We start from the raw sequence: 16,937 nt of genomic DNA, 5'->3' as shown, positions 1-16,937 counted from the left end.
AATCATTTGTATAATTGATTGCTTTTATTGATAGAACGTTCTAAACTAGCCATTTCAGATTGAATTGGTTTAAATTTATCATTCAACAATAAAATATTTAAAGAAATTAAAACTACAATTGATGCCGCAACAAGCCACAACGTTCTAGATGAGATTTTAGTTTCATTAGTAATGCGTTGTTCAATACCATGATAAAGATTATCGCTTGGATTTACTTTTGTAATTCCATCAACGCTGCTTAAAATTTGATTTATAAAATCTTCTCTTTCCATAATTAGTTAGACGATAATTGTATTTATTTCTTGTGGTATAATTCAAGATTTGCACTTAATTTTTCTTTCAAAGTAACTTTTGCTCTAAAAATCAATGATTCTACAGATGAAATACTAACATTCATAATCTCAGCAATTTCAGGATTACTCAATCCGTCAAGTTTTGAAAGGATAAAAGCAGTTTTTTGATTTTCTTTCAATTCATTAATAATTTTAAATAAAATTGCTGCATTTTCTTTATTTTCTAAAACAATTCCAGGATGTTCAAAAGTAGAAATATTGTTCAATTCATGTTCGTTATTCGATTTTTGTCCAAATATAAAAAAGCGTTTGGCACTGTTTTTATGTTTTATTAAATCCAAACTTTTATTAATTGTTATTCGATAAATCCAAGTTTTTAAAGATGATTTTTGATTAAAAGAATCTATTGAGTTGTGTACTTGAACAAAAACATCTTGAGTAATTTCTTCTGCATCTTCAACATTTTGCAAATAATTAAGCGCCACATTATAAACCAATACTTTGTACTGATTATAAATGCTTTGAAAATTATCTGAATTGGAAATCATTAAGTCTGGTTGGTTTTTATTTGACTAATACTATTAAAAAAGGTTTAAACTATGCTCTAATTTTTTTTTGAATATTAAAATAGTGCTATATTTGGCTTTTAAAAATCAAACATAACACAAACTTTTTATATAGAACATCTTTACTTACAAATTGTTTTTTTTAATAAACACAAATAAGTAAAAATCGATACTCTATGTAAAACTACTAACAAATAAATTTAACACATATGAAATTACTTGAAGGAAAAGTAGCTATTATAACTGGTGCAAGTAGAGGAATAGGAAGCGGAATTGCCAAAGTATTTGCTCAACATGGTGCAAATGTGGCTTTTACATACAGTTCGTCTGCCGAGTCTGCATTAGTTTTAGAAAACGAATTGAACGCTTTAGGAATTAAAGCTAAAGGATATAAATCTAACGCTGCCGATTTTAATGAAGCTCAAAAACTTGCTGATGATGTAATGGCAGAGTTTGGAAATATTGATATTTTAATTAATAATGCTGGCATCACAAAAGATAATTTATTAATGAGAATGAGTGAAGAAGATTTTGATAAAGTGATAGAAATAAATTTGAAATCGGTTTTTAATATGACAAAAGCGGTTCAAAAAATCATGCTTAAAAATCGTAAAGGATCAATAGTAAATATGAGTAGTGTAGTAGGAGTGAAAGGTAATGCAGGACAAGCTAATTATGCCGCTTCTAAAGCTGGAATGATTGGTTTTACAAAATCTGTTGCACTAGAACTAGGTTCAAGAAATATTCGTTGTAATGCTATTGCTCCTGGATTTATTGAAACAGAAATGACGGCCAAATTAAATGAAGATGTAGTTCAGGGTTGGAGAGATTCTATTCCTTTAAGACGTGGCGGAACTCCAGAAGATGTTGCAAATGCCTGTCTTTTCTTCGCCTCAGATATGAGTGCTTATGTGTCGGGACAAGTACTTAATGTGTGTGGAGGAATGCTTACCTAAAAAAAGTAAACAGTCTCAGTTTTCAATAGGCAGATTATTGTAAACTGAGACTGCAACTGAAATCTTTAAATAAATGACTAATTCCACTATAGTTCTTGTATTACTTTCAGTTATAATAGCTGGTTGTTTGTCGTATTTTCAATATTTTTATAAAGTAAATAATAAGTCTAAAATTATTAAGTTTGTAGCAGTTTTACGCTTTTTATCAATTTTCTTTTTGCTTTTACTACTTATAAATCCTATAGTTTCAAGAAATACTTTCGAAACTATAAAAACGCCATTGCCTATAGTTATTGATAATTCTAGTTCAATGACCGACTTAAAAGCCAATGTTGACGCGAAAGAAGTATATGAAAAGTTAATTGCTAATTCAGATTTGGCTGCAAAATATGAAATTCAATCCTACAAATTTGATTCTGATTTTCAACCTTTAGAAAGTGAAAAAGATTTAAATTTTAAAGGAAATCAAACCAATATTGATCAAGTTGCCTTGAATATTAAAAGTATTAATAAAAACCTAAAATTTCCTACTATTTTAGTTTCAGATGGAAACCAAACATCGGGTTCAGATTATGTATTTAGCTTTGATGCCAACAATAAAATTTATCCAGTAGTTGTAGGCGATACAACAACTTATTTAGATCTAAAAATAAATCAAATTAATGTAAATAAGTATGCGTTTCACAAAAACAAATTTCCTGTTGAAATATTTTTAAACTATGCCGGTAACAAAACTATTACCGCAAATTTTTCTATTGCACAAGGAAACAATGTTCTTTTTAAACAAGCAGTTACTTTTTCTACATCTACTAAATCCCAAGTTTTAACAGCATTATTGCCAGCAGATAAAACCGGATTACAAGTTTTTAATGCGCAGTTATCCTCCTCACAATCTGAGAAAAACACCTACAATAATTCTAAGAAATTTGCAGTAGAAATTATAGATCAAAAATCGGAAATTGCTATTATTTCGGCGATTAATCATCCCGATTTGGGTGCCTTAAAAAGAGCCATTGAAACTAATGCGCAACGTAAAGTAACTTTACTTAAACCCAATCAAATCAATTTATTAAATAATTATAATGTTTTAATTTTATATCAACCAACAACTGCTTTTAAACAAGTTTTCGAGTCTAATAAAAATTTAAAGATTAATACTTTTATTATTACAGGAAATACAACAGATTTTACTTTTTTAAATCAACAACAAAACGATTTAAATTTTAAAATGTCATCTCAAAAGGAAGATTACTTAGCTAATTTTGAGAATAATTTTAATTCATTTGCTACAGAAAATATTGGATTTGAAAATTTTCCGCCTTTAGAAAATCTTTATGGTACAATTACAGCCAACAATGCTATTTCGGTATTACTTTCATCTAGAATTAGAGCTGTTGCAACGAACCAACCTTTACTAGCTTTTTCTGATAATTTAGGAAAAAGAAATGCATATTTACTTGGCGAAAACATTTGGAAATGGCGTGCTCAAAGTTTTATTGACAAAAAATCATTTGAAGAGTTTGACGTTTTTATTGACAAAACCATACAGTTTTTAGCTTCTAATGATTCTAAAAAATCATTAATTGTAAATCACGAACGCTTCTACAATTCTGGTGATGCACTTGAAATTACGGCACAATATTTTAATAAAAACTACGAATTTGATGAAAAGGCACGTTTAACAATTGCTGTTACAAACAATAAAACCAAGCAAACTAAACGATATGATTTATTAAAAACAACCAACAGTTTTAAAGTAAATTTAGATGGACTATTACCAGGAAATTATTCGTTTATAGTAAAGGAATTAAATTCTAATGCATCCTATTCAAGTACATTTGAAATTTTAGATTTTGATATTGAAAAACAATTTGTAAATCCTGATTTGTCCAAAATGAAGCAATTAGCTTTACAAACAAAAGGTACAACTTTTGTTCCCAATCAAGTTGATGTTTTAATAAAATCATTGTTAGATAACCCCGATTATAAATCAATTCAAAAAAGCATAGTTACAAAAACACCTTTTATAGATTGGATTTGGTTACTAATTTTAATTGCAATTTTACTAGCGGCAGAATGGTTTATAAGAAAATATAATGGGCTTTTGTAATTTAAAATAAAGTAAAAAAAACACGTAAAACTACGTATATAGGTTCAATTTTTTAAGTGCTACATTTGTAAAAGTTAAGTTAGACTTTAACTAATAAACTCCATGACAATATCTTTTTAAAGGATTAATTCATGGAGTTTTCTTTTTGTAATCAAATTATAAAAATTATTTTTGATATTTCTTTTTCTTTAATAAATAGGAAGCTGTTTGATAATAAGAAATGGTTTCGTTTATCAAATCTAATCGCTCTTTAGCTAAAGGTTTTTGCTCATAAAACAATTGAAAATCTGTATTTAAACCTCCTTTAGGTTGCAGTGTTAATTGAAACTGTTTGGCTTTTCTAACAGGTGAAATTATTGTTAAAACATTATCTTTTATTAATCCTAAATCTTGATAAGTTGCAATTAAAGCTCTAGGTTTATAATCTGATTTTAAGACATCTTGACCATAAAATTTACTTTGATAATTAAAATTCAGCAAACCAAATAGCGTTGGCATAAGATCAATTTGCGACATTAAATTAGTATATCGCTTAGGTTCAATAAATCCTGGTGCATATATCATTGCCGGAATTCTATATTTATCTACCGGAAGCTCAGTCTTGCCCGAGCTTGATGCACAATGATCTGCTACAATAACAAAAATGGTGTTTTTAAACCACGATTGCTTTTTAGCCATTGCAAAGAATTTCCCTAATGCATAATCGGTATATTTAACGCCACCTTCACGAGACTTGGCCGAACCAGAAATATCAATTTTTCCATCAGGATATGTAAAAGGTCTATGATTACTCACCGTCATCCAATGATTAAAAAAAGGTTTTCCAGTTTTAGACTCTTCATTCATTACTTTTATTGCTTTATTTGCCATGTCTTCATCACAAACACCCCAAACATTAGAAAATGTAATTTCTTCAGGTTTAAGTGTTTTTTTATCTACAATATCATATCCATTTCCTGCGAAAAAATCTTCCATATTATCAAAAAAAGCATCGCCACCGTAAAGATATTTTACTGCATAACCTCTTTTTTTGAAAATACTTCCAGTTGAAAATTTGTTTTTATTGTCAACACGCTTCACAATACTTTCACCAGCAGTAGGAGGAAAGCACAAAGTCACTGCTTCTAGTCCGCGAACAGTTCTATTTCCTACTGCATATAAATTAGAAAACAGTAAACTTTTAGTTGCCAATGAATCAATAAAAGGTGTTATTCCTTGATCGTTTCCATAGGTTTTTAAGAACTCTGCACTGTAGCTCTCTATTGTAATTAAAACCACATTTTTATGATTTTCTATCGTATTACTTTTAATATCTCTTGAAGTAGATTCTCTAGAAATAGTAGGGATTTGATTTTTTAGTAAAGCAAAAGCTTCATTCTCTGGCAAGGTTTTATAGAATTTATTATAGTCTAATTCACTATTCATAAACGCCAAATAAAATTTATACAATCCGTTAGACTGTAATTCATTAGTAAAAACATTACTAGAATTTTGAAGTTTAGCCAAATTAGGAATTGCAATTATTGAAATTAAAAAAAGTACAATATAAACACCAAAATTTTTAATTTTATCCAAGAAATTTGGGAGTTCATCAAGATAATTTTTAGATTTCTTTACAATTAAAATAGTGAATATTAATGCCAAAATACCAACACCAATAAAAAGCGGAACTACAGGATAGGATTCCATAATATTACCAATTACGGTATTGGTATAAACCAAATAATCAACTGCAATAAAGTTATATCTAACACCAAATTCATTCCAGAAAAAGTACTCACTAATTCCATTTTGAATAATTATTAAAACAAAAATAAATAGGGTTAGTGAGTACAAAGCGAATCTAATTTTGCTTCTGTATTTTGGCAAAAATAACATTAATCCAAATAAAATTGTTTTTAGAGCAATAAAGCTAATACCAATTTCTGGTAACGAACCGCCATATTCATGCAGAATTGATTTTCCTGATAGAACATAAAGTAAAAGTGCTATAAAAAAACCAAATATAATGTAACCCCATGGTTTATTAAACTTTGAATTTGATAAAAAAAGTAGATAAATCCATAATAAAGCACTTGCTACAACAAATACAAAGGCATCTGAAATTAAGCCTAAAAAAAATATTTTAATACTATCAAAAAAAGTAAAGCTAGTTTGTGTTATTGGATGAAAAAGCAATACTATTCTAGTAATAATACTTACAAATAAATAAAAAATTGCAAGATTGTAAAATGGCGATTGTTTACTAAATAATTGCATAATTAAGGTGTAATTTAGGGTTGAGTTTGTTCTTGTAAAAATAACTTTTAGAATTTAAGTTGAGAGTTATTTTTAAATTAATTTTAGCTTAAAAATATAATGGTTCATATTTCGTTTAATTATATAGTATAAATTTACATAAATAAATTACCTAAAACGACCATAATTACAATCTATGAAAAAAATAACATTTATAATTGCGCTACTAATCACTACGTTAGGTTTTTCACAAGAATGGAAATCTGACATTGAAGAAGCTAAAGCTCAAGCAGCTAAAGAGGGAAAGAATATTTTATTGGTTTTTTCGGGTTCTGATTGGTGTGGACCATGCATGAAACTTGATAAAATCGTTTGGAAATCAGAAATCTTTAAAACAGAATCTGAAAAAAAATGGGTATTGGTAAAAGCTGATTTTCCGAAGAAAAAAGGAAATGTTTTATCACCAGAACTTACAGCAAGTAATAACAGATTGGCTGAGAAATATAATAAATCGGGTAATTTTCCGCTTGTAGTACTTCTAGACAATACTGGCAGAGTGATTGGAATGACTGGTTTTAAAAATGTTTCTGCTGAAGAATATGTAAAAATAATTAATGCCTTACTTAAATAGTGAAAAAGTCTTTTATACTAATTCTTTTGTTTTTAACATATTTTTCTTTTGGACAAATTGTTCACAAGAGAAAGTTGTCCATGCTTGGAAGTCCGTTTGAAATGACGGTTGTTGCTAAAAATACGATTGAAGCAAATGCATATATAGATATGGCAATTAGCGAAGTAAAACGAATTGAAAATTTAATTTCAGATTGGATTCCAACGACACAAATATCAGAAGTCAATAGAAATGCAGGATTAAAACCAGTTAAAGTTTCGGATGAAGTTTTTGAATTGGTAGAACGTTCTATAAAAATTTCAAAGTTAACCAACGGCGCTTTCGATATTTCATATGCATCGATGGATAAGATTTGGAAATTTGATGGAAGCATGAAAAAAATGCCAACTCCAGAAGCTATAAAAAAATCGGTTGAAAAAATTGGTTATCAAAACATTATTTTAAATGAAAAAGAAAAAACTATTTTCCTAAAATTGGATGGAATGAAATTAGGTCTTGGCGGAATTGGTCAAGGTTATATTGCCGATAAAGTTAAAGCCTTATTACAAAGTAAAGGTTGTACCTCTGGAATTGTAAATGTTTCTGGCGATATCAATACTTGGGGAAGACAAATAGATGGAAAACTTTGGACTGTAGGCATTATAAATCCTATGAACAAAAACAAAGTATTTGCAACTTTTCCGCTAGAAAATAGTGCCGTTGAAACTTCTGGGAGTTATGAAAAATTTGTTATTTTCAATGGAATACGATACTCACATATAATTGATCCTAGGACAGGTTATCCAGCAACTGGTGTGGTAAGTGTTTCTGTTTTTGCAAAACAAACAGAAATTGCAGATGCGCTTGCAACAGGAATTTTTGTACTTGGTGTAGATGTTGGTTTGGATTTAGTAAACCAATTAAAAGGAATAGAATGCATTATTGTTGATGATAAGGGAAAAATTCATACTTCTAAAGGAATTGATGTAGAAAAATATAAATCATAAAATTGAACAAAATGATAAAGAAAATAACGCTACTTTCTATAGTAGCAATCGGTTTACAATCATGTAATTCGGTAAAAGAATATGAAAAACAAAAGATAAACGATGCCGAAATGAAACTATCGGCCAAAACACCAGAGCGCTACGAAACGGCTTTTCAAGTTTATCGTGAAGCTGCTGCTGGAGCCAACGGAGGAAAATCTGGTGGTGGTTGCGGTTGTAATTAATATTTATACTCAAAAATTTGATGCAAAATAAATTAATAATAGCACTTTTCTTTATTTCAGGGTTTGCCTTTTCTCAAGATAAAGAAGTAGCAAAAGATACTACAGTTGTCTTTAAAAAGCGAGTTTTAGAATCGACAGAAGTTGATTTTATGCTTAGTTACTACAATCAAGATGGCGCTCATTCGGCTGTTTCTGGTGGAATTGGTTCAGAAAAATTGACCGATGTTGCTTCTAATATTATTGTTGCAATGCCAATGAACGATGATGATGTGCTTACTATTGATGCAGGATTGTCTGCTTACACATCTGCATCATCAAGTAATATTAATCCGTATGATTCTAAAAATCCAACACCTTGGCAAAGTTCATCTGGCGCATCAGAGTCGGATGCATTGATTTCATTAGTTGCAAATTATAGCCATAGTAGTGACAACAGAAATTTCATTTGGACAGCAGATGTAGCATTCTCTAATGAATATGATTATACTTCTGTAGGTTTTGGTGGTGGAATTACAAAATTATTTAACGATAAAAATTCTGAAATTTCAGTTAAAGCCAATGCTTATTTAGATCAATGGCGACCAATTTATCCTGGTGAATTAAGAAATAGTAATTATTTTATTTTCAATCCATCTTACACTCCAAGTTTTACCGCTTGGAACAGTACAGCTAGAAATTCCTATTCGGCTTCAATAAGTTTTTCACAAGTGCTTACCAAGAAAATGCAATTTTCAATTTTCTTTGATTTGGTTCAACAAGAAGGAAAACTTTCTACACCTTACCAACGAATTTACTTTGCAGATAAACCCGATTATTACTACGGAAATCTTGCTTTTGTTCCAAATTATGAAAATAGTGCTAATCAAGGTGTTTACAGATTGGCTGATGCAATAGAAAAATTACCAAGCAGAAGGTTTAAATTACCAATAGGATTGCGTTGGAATTATTACATCAACGTACGATTTATTTTAAGAACATACTACCGTTATTATACTGACAATTGGGATATTACAGCGCATACAGCTTCGGTTGAATTGCCAATAAAAATCACAGATAAATTTACGGTTTTTCCAATGTATCGTTATTATACACAAACACAATCTAAGTATTTTGCTCCTTTCGAAAAGCATTTATCCACAGAACAATACTATACTTCTGATTATGATTTGTCAACATTTAATGCCAATCAATATGGATTTGGAGTAACCTATACCGATCTTTTTACTACTACTAAAATTTGGAAATTTGGTTTGAAAAATATTGATTTTAGATTCAATCACTACAATAGGAGTGATGGTTTAAGTTCTAATATTGGAACTTTAGGATTTAAATTTGTAATGCAATAACTATGAAGATTTTAATTGTTGAAGATGAAAAAGGAATTTCTGACTTTCTAAAGCAAGGACTTGAAGAAGAAGGTTATGAAATAATTGTTGCTAATAATGGGGAACAAGGGTTAGATTATGCCATAAACAAAGCACCTAATTTAATTTTGTTAGATTGGATGTTGCCCAAAATGGTAGGATTGGATGTTTGTAAAACCATCAGAAAAAATGATTTAAAAACACCTATTATTTTCCTCACTGCCAAAGACACAATTCAAGAAACTATCGAGGGTTTAAAAGCTGGTGCTAATGATTATATTAAAAAACCTTTTAGTTTTGAAGAATTATTAGAACGCATTAAAATTCATTTTAGAACTTTAGACGAAAGTAAACAATTGTCATTGGATACTATAAAAATTGACATTAGTAAACATCAAGTTTTTTCAGATAGTAAAGAAGTCGTATTAACACAAAGAGAATTTGAATTGTTGGTGTATTTAATTAAAAACAAAGGTAAAGTTTGTACTAGAACTCAAATTATTGAAGACGTTTGGAACATCCATTTTGAATATGACACCGGCGTAATTGATGTTTTTATGAATGCTATCCGAAAAAAATTAAGTCTGTCTAAAGATGAAGATTGCATAAAAACCATTCGAGGTGTAGGTTATATTGCTAACGATACAAAATAATATGACGCCATTTTCATTTAAAAACAGAATTGCATTCAATTACATTATAAGTACTGCTTTATTAGTATTTGTAGTGTTTTTTGTAATCTATTCGATAGTAAAAATAAGTGTTTACAATCATGTTAACAACGATATTTCGTTAGAAGTGAGCAAACATTTAACTGAAATTGAAATTAAAAATAACCAAATAATTTTAACCCATCAAGACGAATGGAACGAGCGCGAACACAATACTCTAGATGTAAATCCGGTTTTTGTTCAGTTTGTTGATACTAAAGGTCGATTGGTTGCAAAATCTCCAAATCTTAAAAATCAATCTTTAGTTTTAAATACAAAAATTGCCAATAATGAATTATTTGACGCCAAACTTTCAAAAAACGCTATTCGTCAAATTCAAGTTCCTCTTATTGAAAATGAAAAAAAAGTAGGATTCCTTATAATTGCCATGTCGCTTGAAGATTCTTTGATGGTAATCACCAATTTGTCCAATATTTTAATAATTGCATATCCATTAATTTTGGTGGTTTTGTTTTTAATTGCAAGATTAATTGCAGGCAGAAGCATAAAACCAGTAACATCTATTATCGATACTGCTAGCCGAATTACAAAAGACAATCTAAAATCACGTATTGAATTGCCTTACAATAAAGACGAATTATTTACACTTTCTGAAACAATAAATAATTTACTAGATCGAATTGAAAATGCAATAGAGCGTGAAAAAGAATTTACATCTGATGTTTCTCACGAACTAAGAACACCATTAGCCGTAATCAAAGGAACTATGGAAGTTTTAATTAGAAAACCAAGAGAACAAAAAGAGTATGAAGATAAAATCAATTTTTGCATCAATGAAGTCAATCGCGTAAACAATTTGGTAGATCAATTACTTTTACTAGCAAGATTTGAAAACCAAAAGAAAAATATTCAAAACGAATCGGTTTATTTAAATTCAATAGTTTTAGATACAATTGCTCGTTCTTCTGAAAAAATTAAATCTAAAAATTTAAAAATTGAATCACAATTTGATGCTGATTTCTATACCAAATCGGATACTTATTTACTTTCTATTGTAATTAGTAATATTATTTCAAATGCTGTAAAATACTCTAATGATGATGGAGTAATTAATGTGTCACTTTCTAAACAAAACGATAAAATAATTTGTACCGTTACCGATAATGGAATTGGAATTCAATCTAAAGATTTAGACAAAATATTTAACTCTTTTTATAGATCTGATGTGGTCAATCATCCCGAAATTAAAGGCACCGGTTTGGGTTTATCAATTGTTAAACGATTGTGCGATTTACTATCCATTTCAATCACTATTTCAAGTGAAGAACATGTTGGAACAACCCTAATTTTAAGCATTCCCTAATCTTATATTAAGTGTATCTTAAGCATTAATTTTATAGCTTACCTATCTTTGTCATAAGAAAAAGAATATAAAAATGCTTGAAAAAATCATCGCTTTTAGCTTAAAAAATAAACTAATAGTCTTACTATTTACTCTGGGAATTTTCGGATTTGGAGTATATTCTGTCTTTCAAATTTCAATTGGAGCCGTTCCAGATGTAACTAATAATCAGGTGCAAGTAATTACAACTTCTAGAAATCTTTCTACACAAGATATAGAACAATTTATTACTTATCCTGTAGAAATAGAAATGGCAAATTTGCCTGGCGTTAAAGAAATTCGATCTATTTCAAAATTTGGACTTTCGGTAGTAACCATAGTTTTTGAAGACGATATGGGTTCGTATCTTCCAAGACAATTAATAGCAGAAAAAATAAAATCAGCTTCCGAAAAAATCCCTCAAGGCTTTGGAACTCCAGAAATGGGACCAATTACAACTGGATTAGGCGAAATTTATCAATATGTTTTAGATGTAAAACCCGAATATAAAAATCAATATTCTGTAACCGATTTAAGAACCATTCAAGATTGGGTTGTAAAACGTCAATTATCTGGAATAAAAGGTGTTGTAGAAATAAATACTTGGGGCGGATATTTAAAACAATACGAAGTTGCCATAAATTCGTCCAAACTTAAAGCGATGAATATTTCAACTATTGATGTTTTCAATGCTTTAGAGAATAACAATAGTATTGCTGGTGGCGCATATATTGAAAAGGTAAATCAAAGTTATTTTATTCGTGGCGAAGGAAAAGTAAAATCACTTGAAGATATTGAGAATATTGTAGTTAAAAACTCCAATGGAATTCCGGTTTATGTAAAAGATGTGGCGCAAATTGGTTTTGGAAGTGCCAATCGTTTTGGAGCAATTACCGGAAATGGTGAAGGCGAAAAAGTACTTGGTCAAGTAATGATGCTAAAAGGTGGAAACTCAAAACAAGTGATTGGCGATGTAAAAACTAGAGTTGCTGAAATTCAAAAAACATTACCAAAAGGCGTTTACATCAATCCCTTTTTAGAACGAAGCGAATTGGTAGGAAAAACTACGTTTACCGTTGCTGAAAATCTTATTTTAGGTTGTCTAATAGTGATTTTTGTTGTCGTTCTTTTATTAGGAAATTGGCGTTCAGGATTGGTGGTTGCTTCGGTAATTCCGTTGTGTTTATTGTTTGCCATTTCGTTCATGAACATCTTCGGAATCGATGCTAATTTGATGAGTTTAGGCGCAATAGATTTCGGAATTATAATTGATGGTGCCGTAATTATTGTAGAATTCATTGCTTTTCAAATTGCTTATAAATCAAGACATTTAGTTAATTTAACGAATGAAGACAGACAAATTCAAATTGATGAAATCACCTATAAAAGTGCTTCCAAAATGATGAATTCTGCCGTTTTTGGTCAGTTGATTATCTTAATTGTTTTTATTCCAATTCTATCATTAACTGGTGTTGAAGGAAAAATGTTCAAGCCAATGGCAATGACGTTTAGTTTTGCATTAGTAGGAGCAATGTTGCTTTGTTTTACTTATGTTCCGGTAGTTTCATCCTTATTTTTAAAACCTAAAGAAGAAAATCCAAATTCCTTTTCGTCTCGATTAATTGCCAAAATGAATTCCTGGTATTTGCCTGTAATTACTTGGGCTTTAAGTAATACTAAGAAAGTAATTTATGGAGCAATCTCTTTATTAGTTTTTGCAATTGTACTTTTTACAACTATGGGTGGCGAATTTATTCCAACTTTAGACGAAGGTGATTTTGTGATTCAACCAGTTTTAAAAACAGGAACATCGCTAACTAAAACTATTGCAACTACAACTACAATTGAAAAAATAATTTTGAAAAATTTTCCAGAAGTTACACAAGTTGTAAGTAGAATTGGTGCTGCCGAAGTACCAACCGATCCAATGAGTATGGAAGAATCGGATGTTATTGTAAAACTAAAACCTAAAGGCGAATGGGTTTCTGCCGATAGTAAAGATGAACTGGCTGATAAAATTAAATCAGAAATAGAGAAACAAATTCCAAACATGGAAATCGAATTCACGCAACCTATAGAAATGCGTTTCAACGAATTGATTTCTGGAACTAGGAGTGATGTTGCTATTAAATTATTCGGAGAAGATTTGAATGTTTTAGCAAAAAAAGCGGACCAAATAAAATATGCTATTGCAGATGTGGAAGGTGCGTCCGATATTATTATTGAAAAAACAGAAGGCTTACCACAAATGAGTGTGGTTTACAATCGTTCAAAAATTGCACGTTACGGATTAAATATTAGTGATTTGAACGAAATGATAGCTCTTGGTTTTGCTGGGAAAACGGTTGGAACTGTCTTTGAAGGAGAAAAACGTTTTGATTTGGTAATTCGTTTGGATAAAACCAATCGCCAAGATATTGATAATTTAAGAAATCTATATGTTCCAACTCCAAATGGTGAACAAATTCCGTTACAAGAATTGGCGGAAATTGAATATACAGAAGGTCCAGCAAAAATTTCAAGAGACAATACTCATAGAAGAATTGTTGTGGGAATCAACGTGAGAAATCGCGATTTACAAAGTGTTGTAAACGATGTTCAAAAAATTGTAACCGAAAAAATAAAATTACCCGAAGGTTATTATGTAACTTATGGTGGTCAATTTGAAAATCTTCAAAGTGCCAAAGCGCGATTGTTGATTGCAGTTCCAATTGCATTATTTCTAATCTTCATTCTGTTGTATTTTGCGTTTGGCTCAGTAAAGGAAGCATTAATGGTTTACTCTGCAATTCCACTTTCTGCTGTGGGAGGAATTTTGTTTCTTTGGATTCGTGATTTGCCATTTAGTATTTCGGCAGGCGTTGGATTTATTGCACTTTTCGGAATCGCTGTCCTAAACGGAATTGTACTTATAGAACATTTTAAAGAACTAAAACACCAAGGAATGAAAGATATAAACGAATTAATTTTGAAAGGCACAACCGATAGATTACGTCCAGTTTTACTAACTGCAGCTGCAGCAGCTTTAGGGTTTTTACCAATGGCAATTTCTTCATCTGCAGGAGCAGAAGTGCAACGTCCGTTAGCGACAGTTGTGATTGGTGGATTGTTTACAGCAACTATTTTGACTATGATTGTGCTTCCCATTTTATACAAACTTTTGGACAAAAAAGAAGGTAAAAAAGCCAAGTTTAAAATCCATGCAAAAACAACAATCATCTTGTTATTATTAAGTTCATCACTCGCATTTTCTCAAAATAATACTCCAGAATTGGATAGTTTAATTGCTAAAGCGCATCTAAATAATAAATCAATCAAAGCAGCACAATTGCAAATTGATAAATCAAAAGCAAACATTAAAACGGCTTATTCATTTGATAAAACCAATATTTATTACAGTTATGATCAGAATAATTTGGCGTTGAATAATGAACCTTTGAAAGTTTTTGGAGTGCAACAGCGATTTGCTTTTCCGACAGTTTATGGTGCGCAAAAGAAATTATATTCTGCTGAATATGAAAGAGAAAAATCAAATTTTGAAATCACTAAAAATAGATTGTCAAATGAAGTAGCACAAGTTTATAATCATATTGTTTATTATCAAAATCAAGAAAAATTATTTAAATATCTAGACAGTTTGTATCAAAATTTCTCGAAAGCAAGTGACAGACGATTTGAATTGGGCGAGACTAATTATCTTGAAAAAATAACGGCACAAAGTAAATTTCGTCAAATCAGAACCAAATTAGCACAAATTGAAAAAGATAAAATTGCTAATTATGAATTGCTTCAAGGATTACTACAATCTGATGAAAAAACAATTATTAAAAATGAAAAATTAATTCCAAATAGTACTTTGGCTGATGGTTTAAATAAAGAGTTGTATAATTATTATTTTGAGACTATTACAAAAGCATATCAGTCGAATGTAAACCTTCAAAAACAACACTATTTACCCGATATAAATTTAGAGTATTTTCAAGGAAAAAATAATGGTTTATCACAGTCTTTATACGGATTTCAATTGGGTTTATCAGTTCCAATTTTATTTGGAGGAGCAAAAGCTAAAAACAAAGTTGCTAATTTAGAATTACAAAGTTGGGAGCAACAAAAGCAAAACGAACAAACAAAAATTGAACAGTTTATCGCACAAAAGAAAAGCGAGTTGATCAAGCACGAAGAAGGTATTAAATACTATAAAGAATATGGAGAAAAACTAGCCAAGGAAATCATTAAAGTTGCCGATATGAGTTACAAACATGGTGAAATTGATTTTTTTCAATACATTACTTCTTTAGAAAATGCCACTACAATTCAGGTTGATTATCTTGAAAATGTGTTGCAATATAACAAAACCCAATTTGATTTACAGTACCTTAATTATTAATTTATAATGAAAAAAATACTATATATTTTAGCAGCTACTTCTTTACTAATTTCGTGTAAAGAAACTAAGACAGAAACTCCAACTGAAAAAGATACCGGATTGACTGTGATTTCTACAAATCAATTCAAAACCATGGCAATGGAAATTGGTACTCCAGTAGAACAAGATTTTGATGTTTCTGTAAAAGCTTCGGGTAGAATTGATGTTCCGCCACAAAATAGAGCCAAAATCACTTCGTTTATTGGTGGTTACGTAAAATCTACAAGTCTTTTGGTTGGGAATAAAGTTGTAAAAGGACAAGCACTTTTAACAATGGAAAATACTGAATTTCTTGACATTCAAAAAGATTATCTTGAAGTTGCTGAACAAATTACTTATTTGAAATCGGAATTTGAAAGACAAAAAACATTGTATGATGAGAAAATTACTTCTCAAAAAAATTACCTAAAAGCCGAAAGCGATTATCGAAAAACCAAAGGAATGTATCAAAGTTTAAGAGCAAAATTAGTTTTATTAAACATCAATCCGAGTAATGTTGAAAAAGGAAAATTGACTTCAGTTGTAACTATTTTTTCGCCAATTTCTGGTGATATTGTAATTATGAATGCTAATGTTGGAATGTATATTGCGGCTTCCGATGTGATTTTAGAAATTGTTGATACCAATCATTTGCACTTAGAATTAGCTGTTTTTGAGAAAGATATTTTGAAAATAAAAATTGGTCAAAAAATCAAATTTACTGTTCCAGAAGCAAGTAAAGAAGTTTTTAATGCAGAAGTACATTTGGTTGGAAAGTCTATTGAAGGAAATGATCGAACCATCAATATTCATGGACATTTAGACGATGCAATAAAGCAAAAATTACTTACAGGAATGTTTGTCGAAGCTCAAATAATTACCGATTCCAAAAAAGGATTGGCAATTCCAAATGAGGCATTAATTACTGAAAATCAAAAATATTTTGTACTTTTATTAAAGAAAGAAGATGCAAAAGGATTTTCATTTAAAAAAGTTCTCGTTGAAAAAGGAGCTTCATCAGAAAATTTTGTTGAAGTTATTCCTAATGACGAAATCAATGCTAGCTCGAAACTATTAACTAAAGGTGTTTTTGATATTATAAACTAAATAAC

Annotated in this window: 13 protein-coding genes; 10 read left to right on the top strand and 3 right to left on the bottom strand. The window is 29.9% G+C overall.

The window, feature by feature from the left end:
- Positions 1–2: 2 nt before the first annotated feature.
- Both ACH2CG_RS05075 and ACH2CG_RS05070 read right to left on the bottom strand, forming a co-directional pair.
- Entirely contained in the window at positions 3–272 is a 270-nt protein-coding gene (locus ACH2CG_RS05075) for a hypothetical protein (RefSeq protein ID WP_395062850.1), read from the bottom strand.
- A gap of 23 nt (positions 273–295) precedes the next feature.
- Positions 296–841 (bottom strand): RNA polymerase sigma factor, encoded by a 546-nt coding sequence (locus tag ACH2CG_RS05070; protein WP_395062848.1) that lies wholly within the window; start codon positions 839–841, stop codon positions 296–298.
- Between the two features lie 227 nt (positions 842–1,068).
- Here ACH2CG_RS05070 and fabG point away from each other — a divergent pair, with 227 nt between their 5' ends.
- The gene (fabG, locus tag ACH2CG_RS05065; protein WP_395062846.1) at positions 1,069–1,815 is read left to right on the top strand and encodes a 3-oxoacyl-[acyl-carrier-protein] reductase; all 747 of its coding nucleotides are present in this window, start codon (positions 1,069–1,071) and stop codon (positions 1,813–1,815) included.
- 73 nt (positions 1,816–1,888) lie between these two features.
- Positions 1,889–3,925 carry a hypothetical protein gene (locus ACH2CG_RS05060; protein WP_395062844.1) on the top strand — a complete coding sequence of 679 codons (2,037 nt, stop codon included), beginning with the start codon at positions 1,889–1,891 and terminating at the stop codon, positions 3,923–3,925.
- A gap of 165 nt (positions 3,926–4,090) precedes the next feature.
- On the opposite strand, the gene ACH2CG_RS05055 is transcribed toward ACH2CG_RS05060, so the two are convergent.
- On the bottom strand, positions 4,091–6,184 hold the full coding sequence (locus tag ACH2CG_RS05055) for an LTA synthase family protein (protein ID WP_395062842.1): 2,094 nt from the start codon (positions 6,182–6,184) through the stop codon (positions 4,091–4,093).
- 175 nt (positions 6,185–6,359) lie between these two features.
- Between ACH2CG_RS05055 and ACH2CG_RS05050 the strand changes: the two genes are divergently transcribed.
- The 8 genes from ACH2CG_RS05050 (at position 6,360) to ACH2CG_RS05015 (ending at position 16,932) form a co-directional block, all read left to right on the top strand.
- On the top strand, positions 6,360–6,794 hold the full coding sequence (locus ACH2CG_RS05050) for a thioredoxin family protein (protein WP_395062840.1): 435 nt from the start codon (positions 6,360–6,362) through the stop codon (positions 6,792–6,794).
- Entirely contained in the window at positions 6,794–7,780 is a 987-nt protein-coding gene (locus ACH2CG_RS05045; protein WP_395062838.1) for an FAD:protein FMN transferase, read from the top strand. The genes ACH2CG_RS05050 and ACH2CG_RS05045 overlap by 1 nt, the downstream gene beginning before the upstream one ends.
- Positions 7,781–7,791: 11 nt before the next feature.
- Positions 7,792–8,004 carry a DUF4266 domain-containing protein gene (locus ACH2CG_RS05040; protein WP_395062836.1) on the top strand — a complete coding sequence of 71 codons (213 nt, stop codon included), beginning with the start codon at positions 7,792–7,794 and terminating at the stop codon, positions 8,002–8,004.
- A 20-nt stretch (positions 8,005–8,024) separates the two neighbouring features.
- A complete protein-coding gene (locus tag ACH2CG_RS05035) occupies positions 8,025–9,350 on the top strand; it encodes a DUF3570 domain-containing protein (RefSeq protein ID WP_395062834.1) in 1,326 nt (441 codons plus the stop codon).
- Between the two features lie 2 nt (positions 9,351–9,352).
- Positions 9,353–10,021 (top strand): response regulator transcription factor, encoded by a 669-nt coding sequence (locus ACH2CG_RS05030; protein WP_395062832.1) that lies wholly within the window; start codon positions 9,353–9,355, stop codon positions 10,019–10,021.
- 1 nt (position 10,022) lies between these two features.
- Positions 10,023–11,402 carry an ATP-binding protein gene (locus tag ACH2CG_RS05025; RefSeq protein WP_395062830.1) on the top strand — a complete coding sequence of 460 codons (1,380 nt, stop codon included), beginning with the start codon at positions 10,023–10,025 and terminating at the stop codon, positions 11,400–11,402.
- Between the two features lie 73 nt (positions 11,403–11,475).
- Entirely contained in the window at positions 11,476–15,807 is a 4,332-nt protein-coding gene (locus ACH2CG_RS05020; RefSeq protein WP_395062828.1) for a CusA/CzcA family heavy metal efflux RND transporter, read from the top strand.
- 6 nt (positions 15,808–15,813) lie between these two features.
- Positions 15,814–16,932, top strand: a complete 1,119-nt coding sequence (locus tag ACH2CG_RS05015) for an efflux RND transporter periplasmic adaptor subunit (RefSeq protein ID WP_395062826.1) — start codon at positions 15,814–15,816, stop codon at positions 16,930–16,932.
- The last annotated feature ends 5 nt before the right edge of the window (positions 16,933–16,937 follow it).

This window comes from Flavobacterium sp., assembly GCF_043778725.1.
In the GTDB taxonomy this organism is placed as follows: domain Bacteria; phylum Bacteroidota; class Bacteroidia; order Flavobacteriales; family Flavobacteriaceae; genus Flavobacterium.
The sequence above is the reverse complement of the archived record's forward strand: the minus strand, read 5'-3'. Positions and strand labels throughout refer to the sequence as shown.

What these genes read in the sequence shown, in the direction of transcription:
- ACH2CG_RS05075 (WP_395062850.1), bottom strand. Translation starts at nt 272, where the DNA reads ATGGAAAGAGAAGATTTTATAAATCAAATTTTAAGCAGCGTTGATGGA.
- ACH2CG_RS05070 (WP_395062848.1), bottom strand. Translation starts at nt 841, where the DNA reads ATGATTTCCAATTCAGATAATTTTCAAAGCATTTATAATCAGTACAAA.
- fabG (WP_395062846.1), top strand. Translation starts at nt 1,069, where the DNA reads ATGAAATTACTTGAAGGAAAAGTAGCTATTATAACTGGTGCAAGTAGA.
- ACH2CG_RS05060 (WP_395062844.1), top strand. Translation starts at nt 1,889, where the DNA reads ATGACTAATTCCACTATAGTTCTTGTATTACTTTCAGTTATAATAGCT.
- ACH2CG_RS05055 (WP_395062842.1), bottom strand. Translation starts at nt 6,184, where the DNA reads ATGCAATTATTTAGTAAACAATCGCCATTTTACAATCTTGCAATTTTT.
- ACH2CG_RS05050 (WP_395062840.1), top strand. Translation starts at nt 6,360, where the DNA reads ATGAAAAAAATAACATTTATAATTGCGCTACTAATCACTACGTTAGGT.
- ACH2CG_RS05040 (WP_395062836.1), top strand. Translation starts at nt 7,792, where the DNA reads ATGATAAAGAAAATAACGCTACTTTCTATAGTAGCAATCGGTTTACAA.
- ACH2CG_RS05035 (WP_395062834.1), top strand. Translation starts at nt 8,025, where the DNA reads ATGCAAAATAAATTAATAATAGCACTTTTCTTTATTTCAGGGTTTGCC.
- ACH2CG_RS05030 (WP_395062832.1), top strand. Translation starts at nt 9,353, where the DNA reads ATGAAGATTTTAATTGTTGAAGATGAAAAAGGAATTTCTGACTTTCTA.
- ACH2CG_RS05025 (WP_395062830.1), top strand. Translation starts at nt 10,023, where the DNA reads ATGACGCCATTTTCATTTAAAAACAGAATTGCATTCAATTACATTATA.
- ACH2CG_RS05020 (WP_395062828.1), top strand. Translation starts at nt 11,476, where the DNA reads ATGCTTGAAAAAATCATCGCTTTTAGCTTAAAAAATAAACTAATAGTC.
- ACH2CG_RS05015 (WP_395062826.1), top strand. Translation starts at nt 15,814, where the DNA reads ATGAAAAAAATACTATATATTTTAGCAGCTACTTCTTTACTAATTTCG.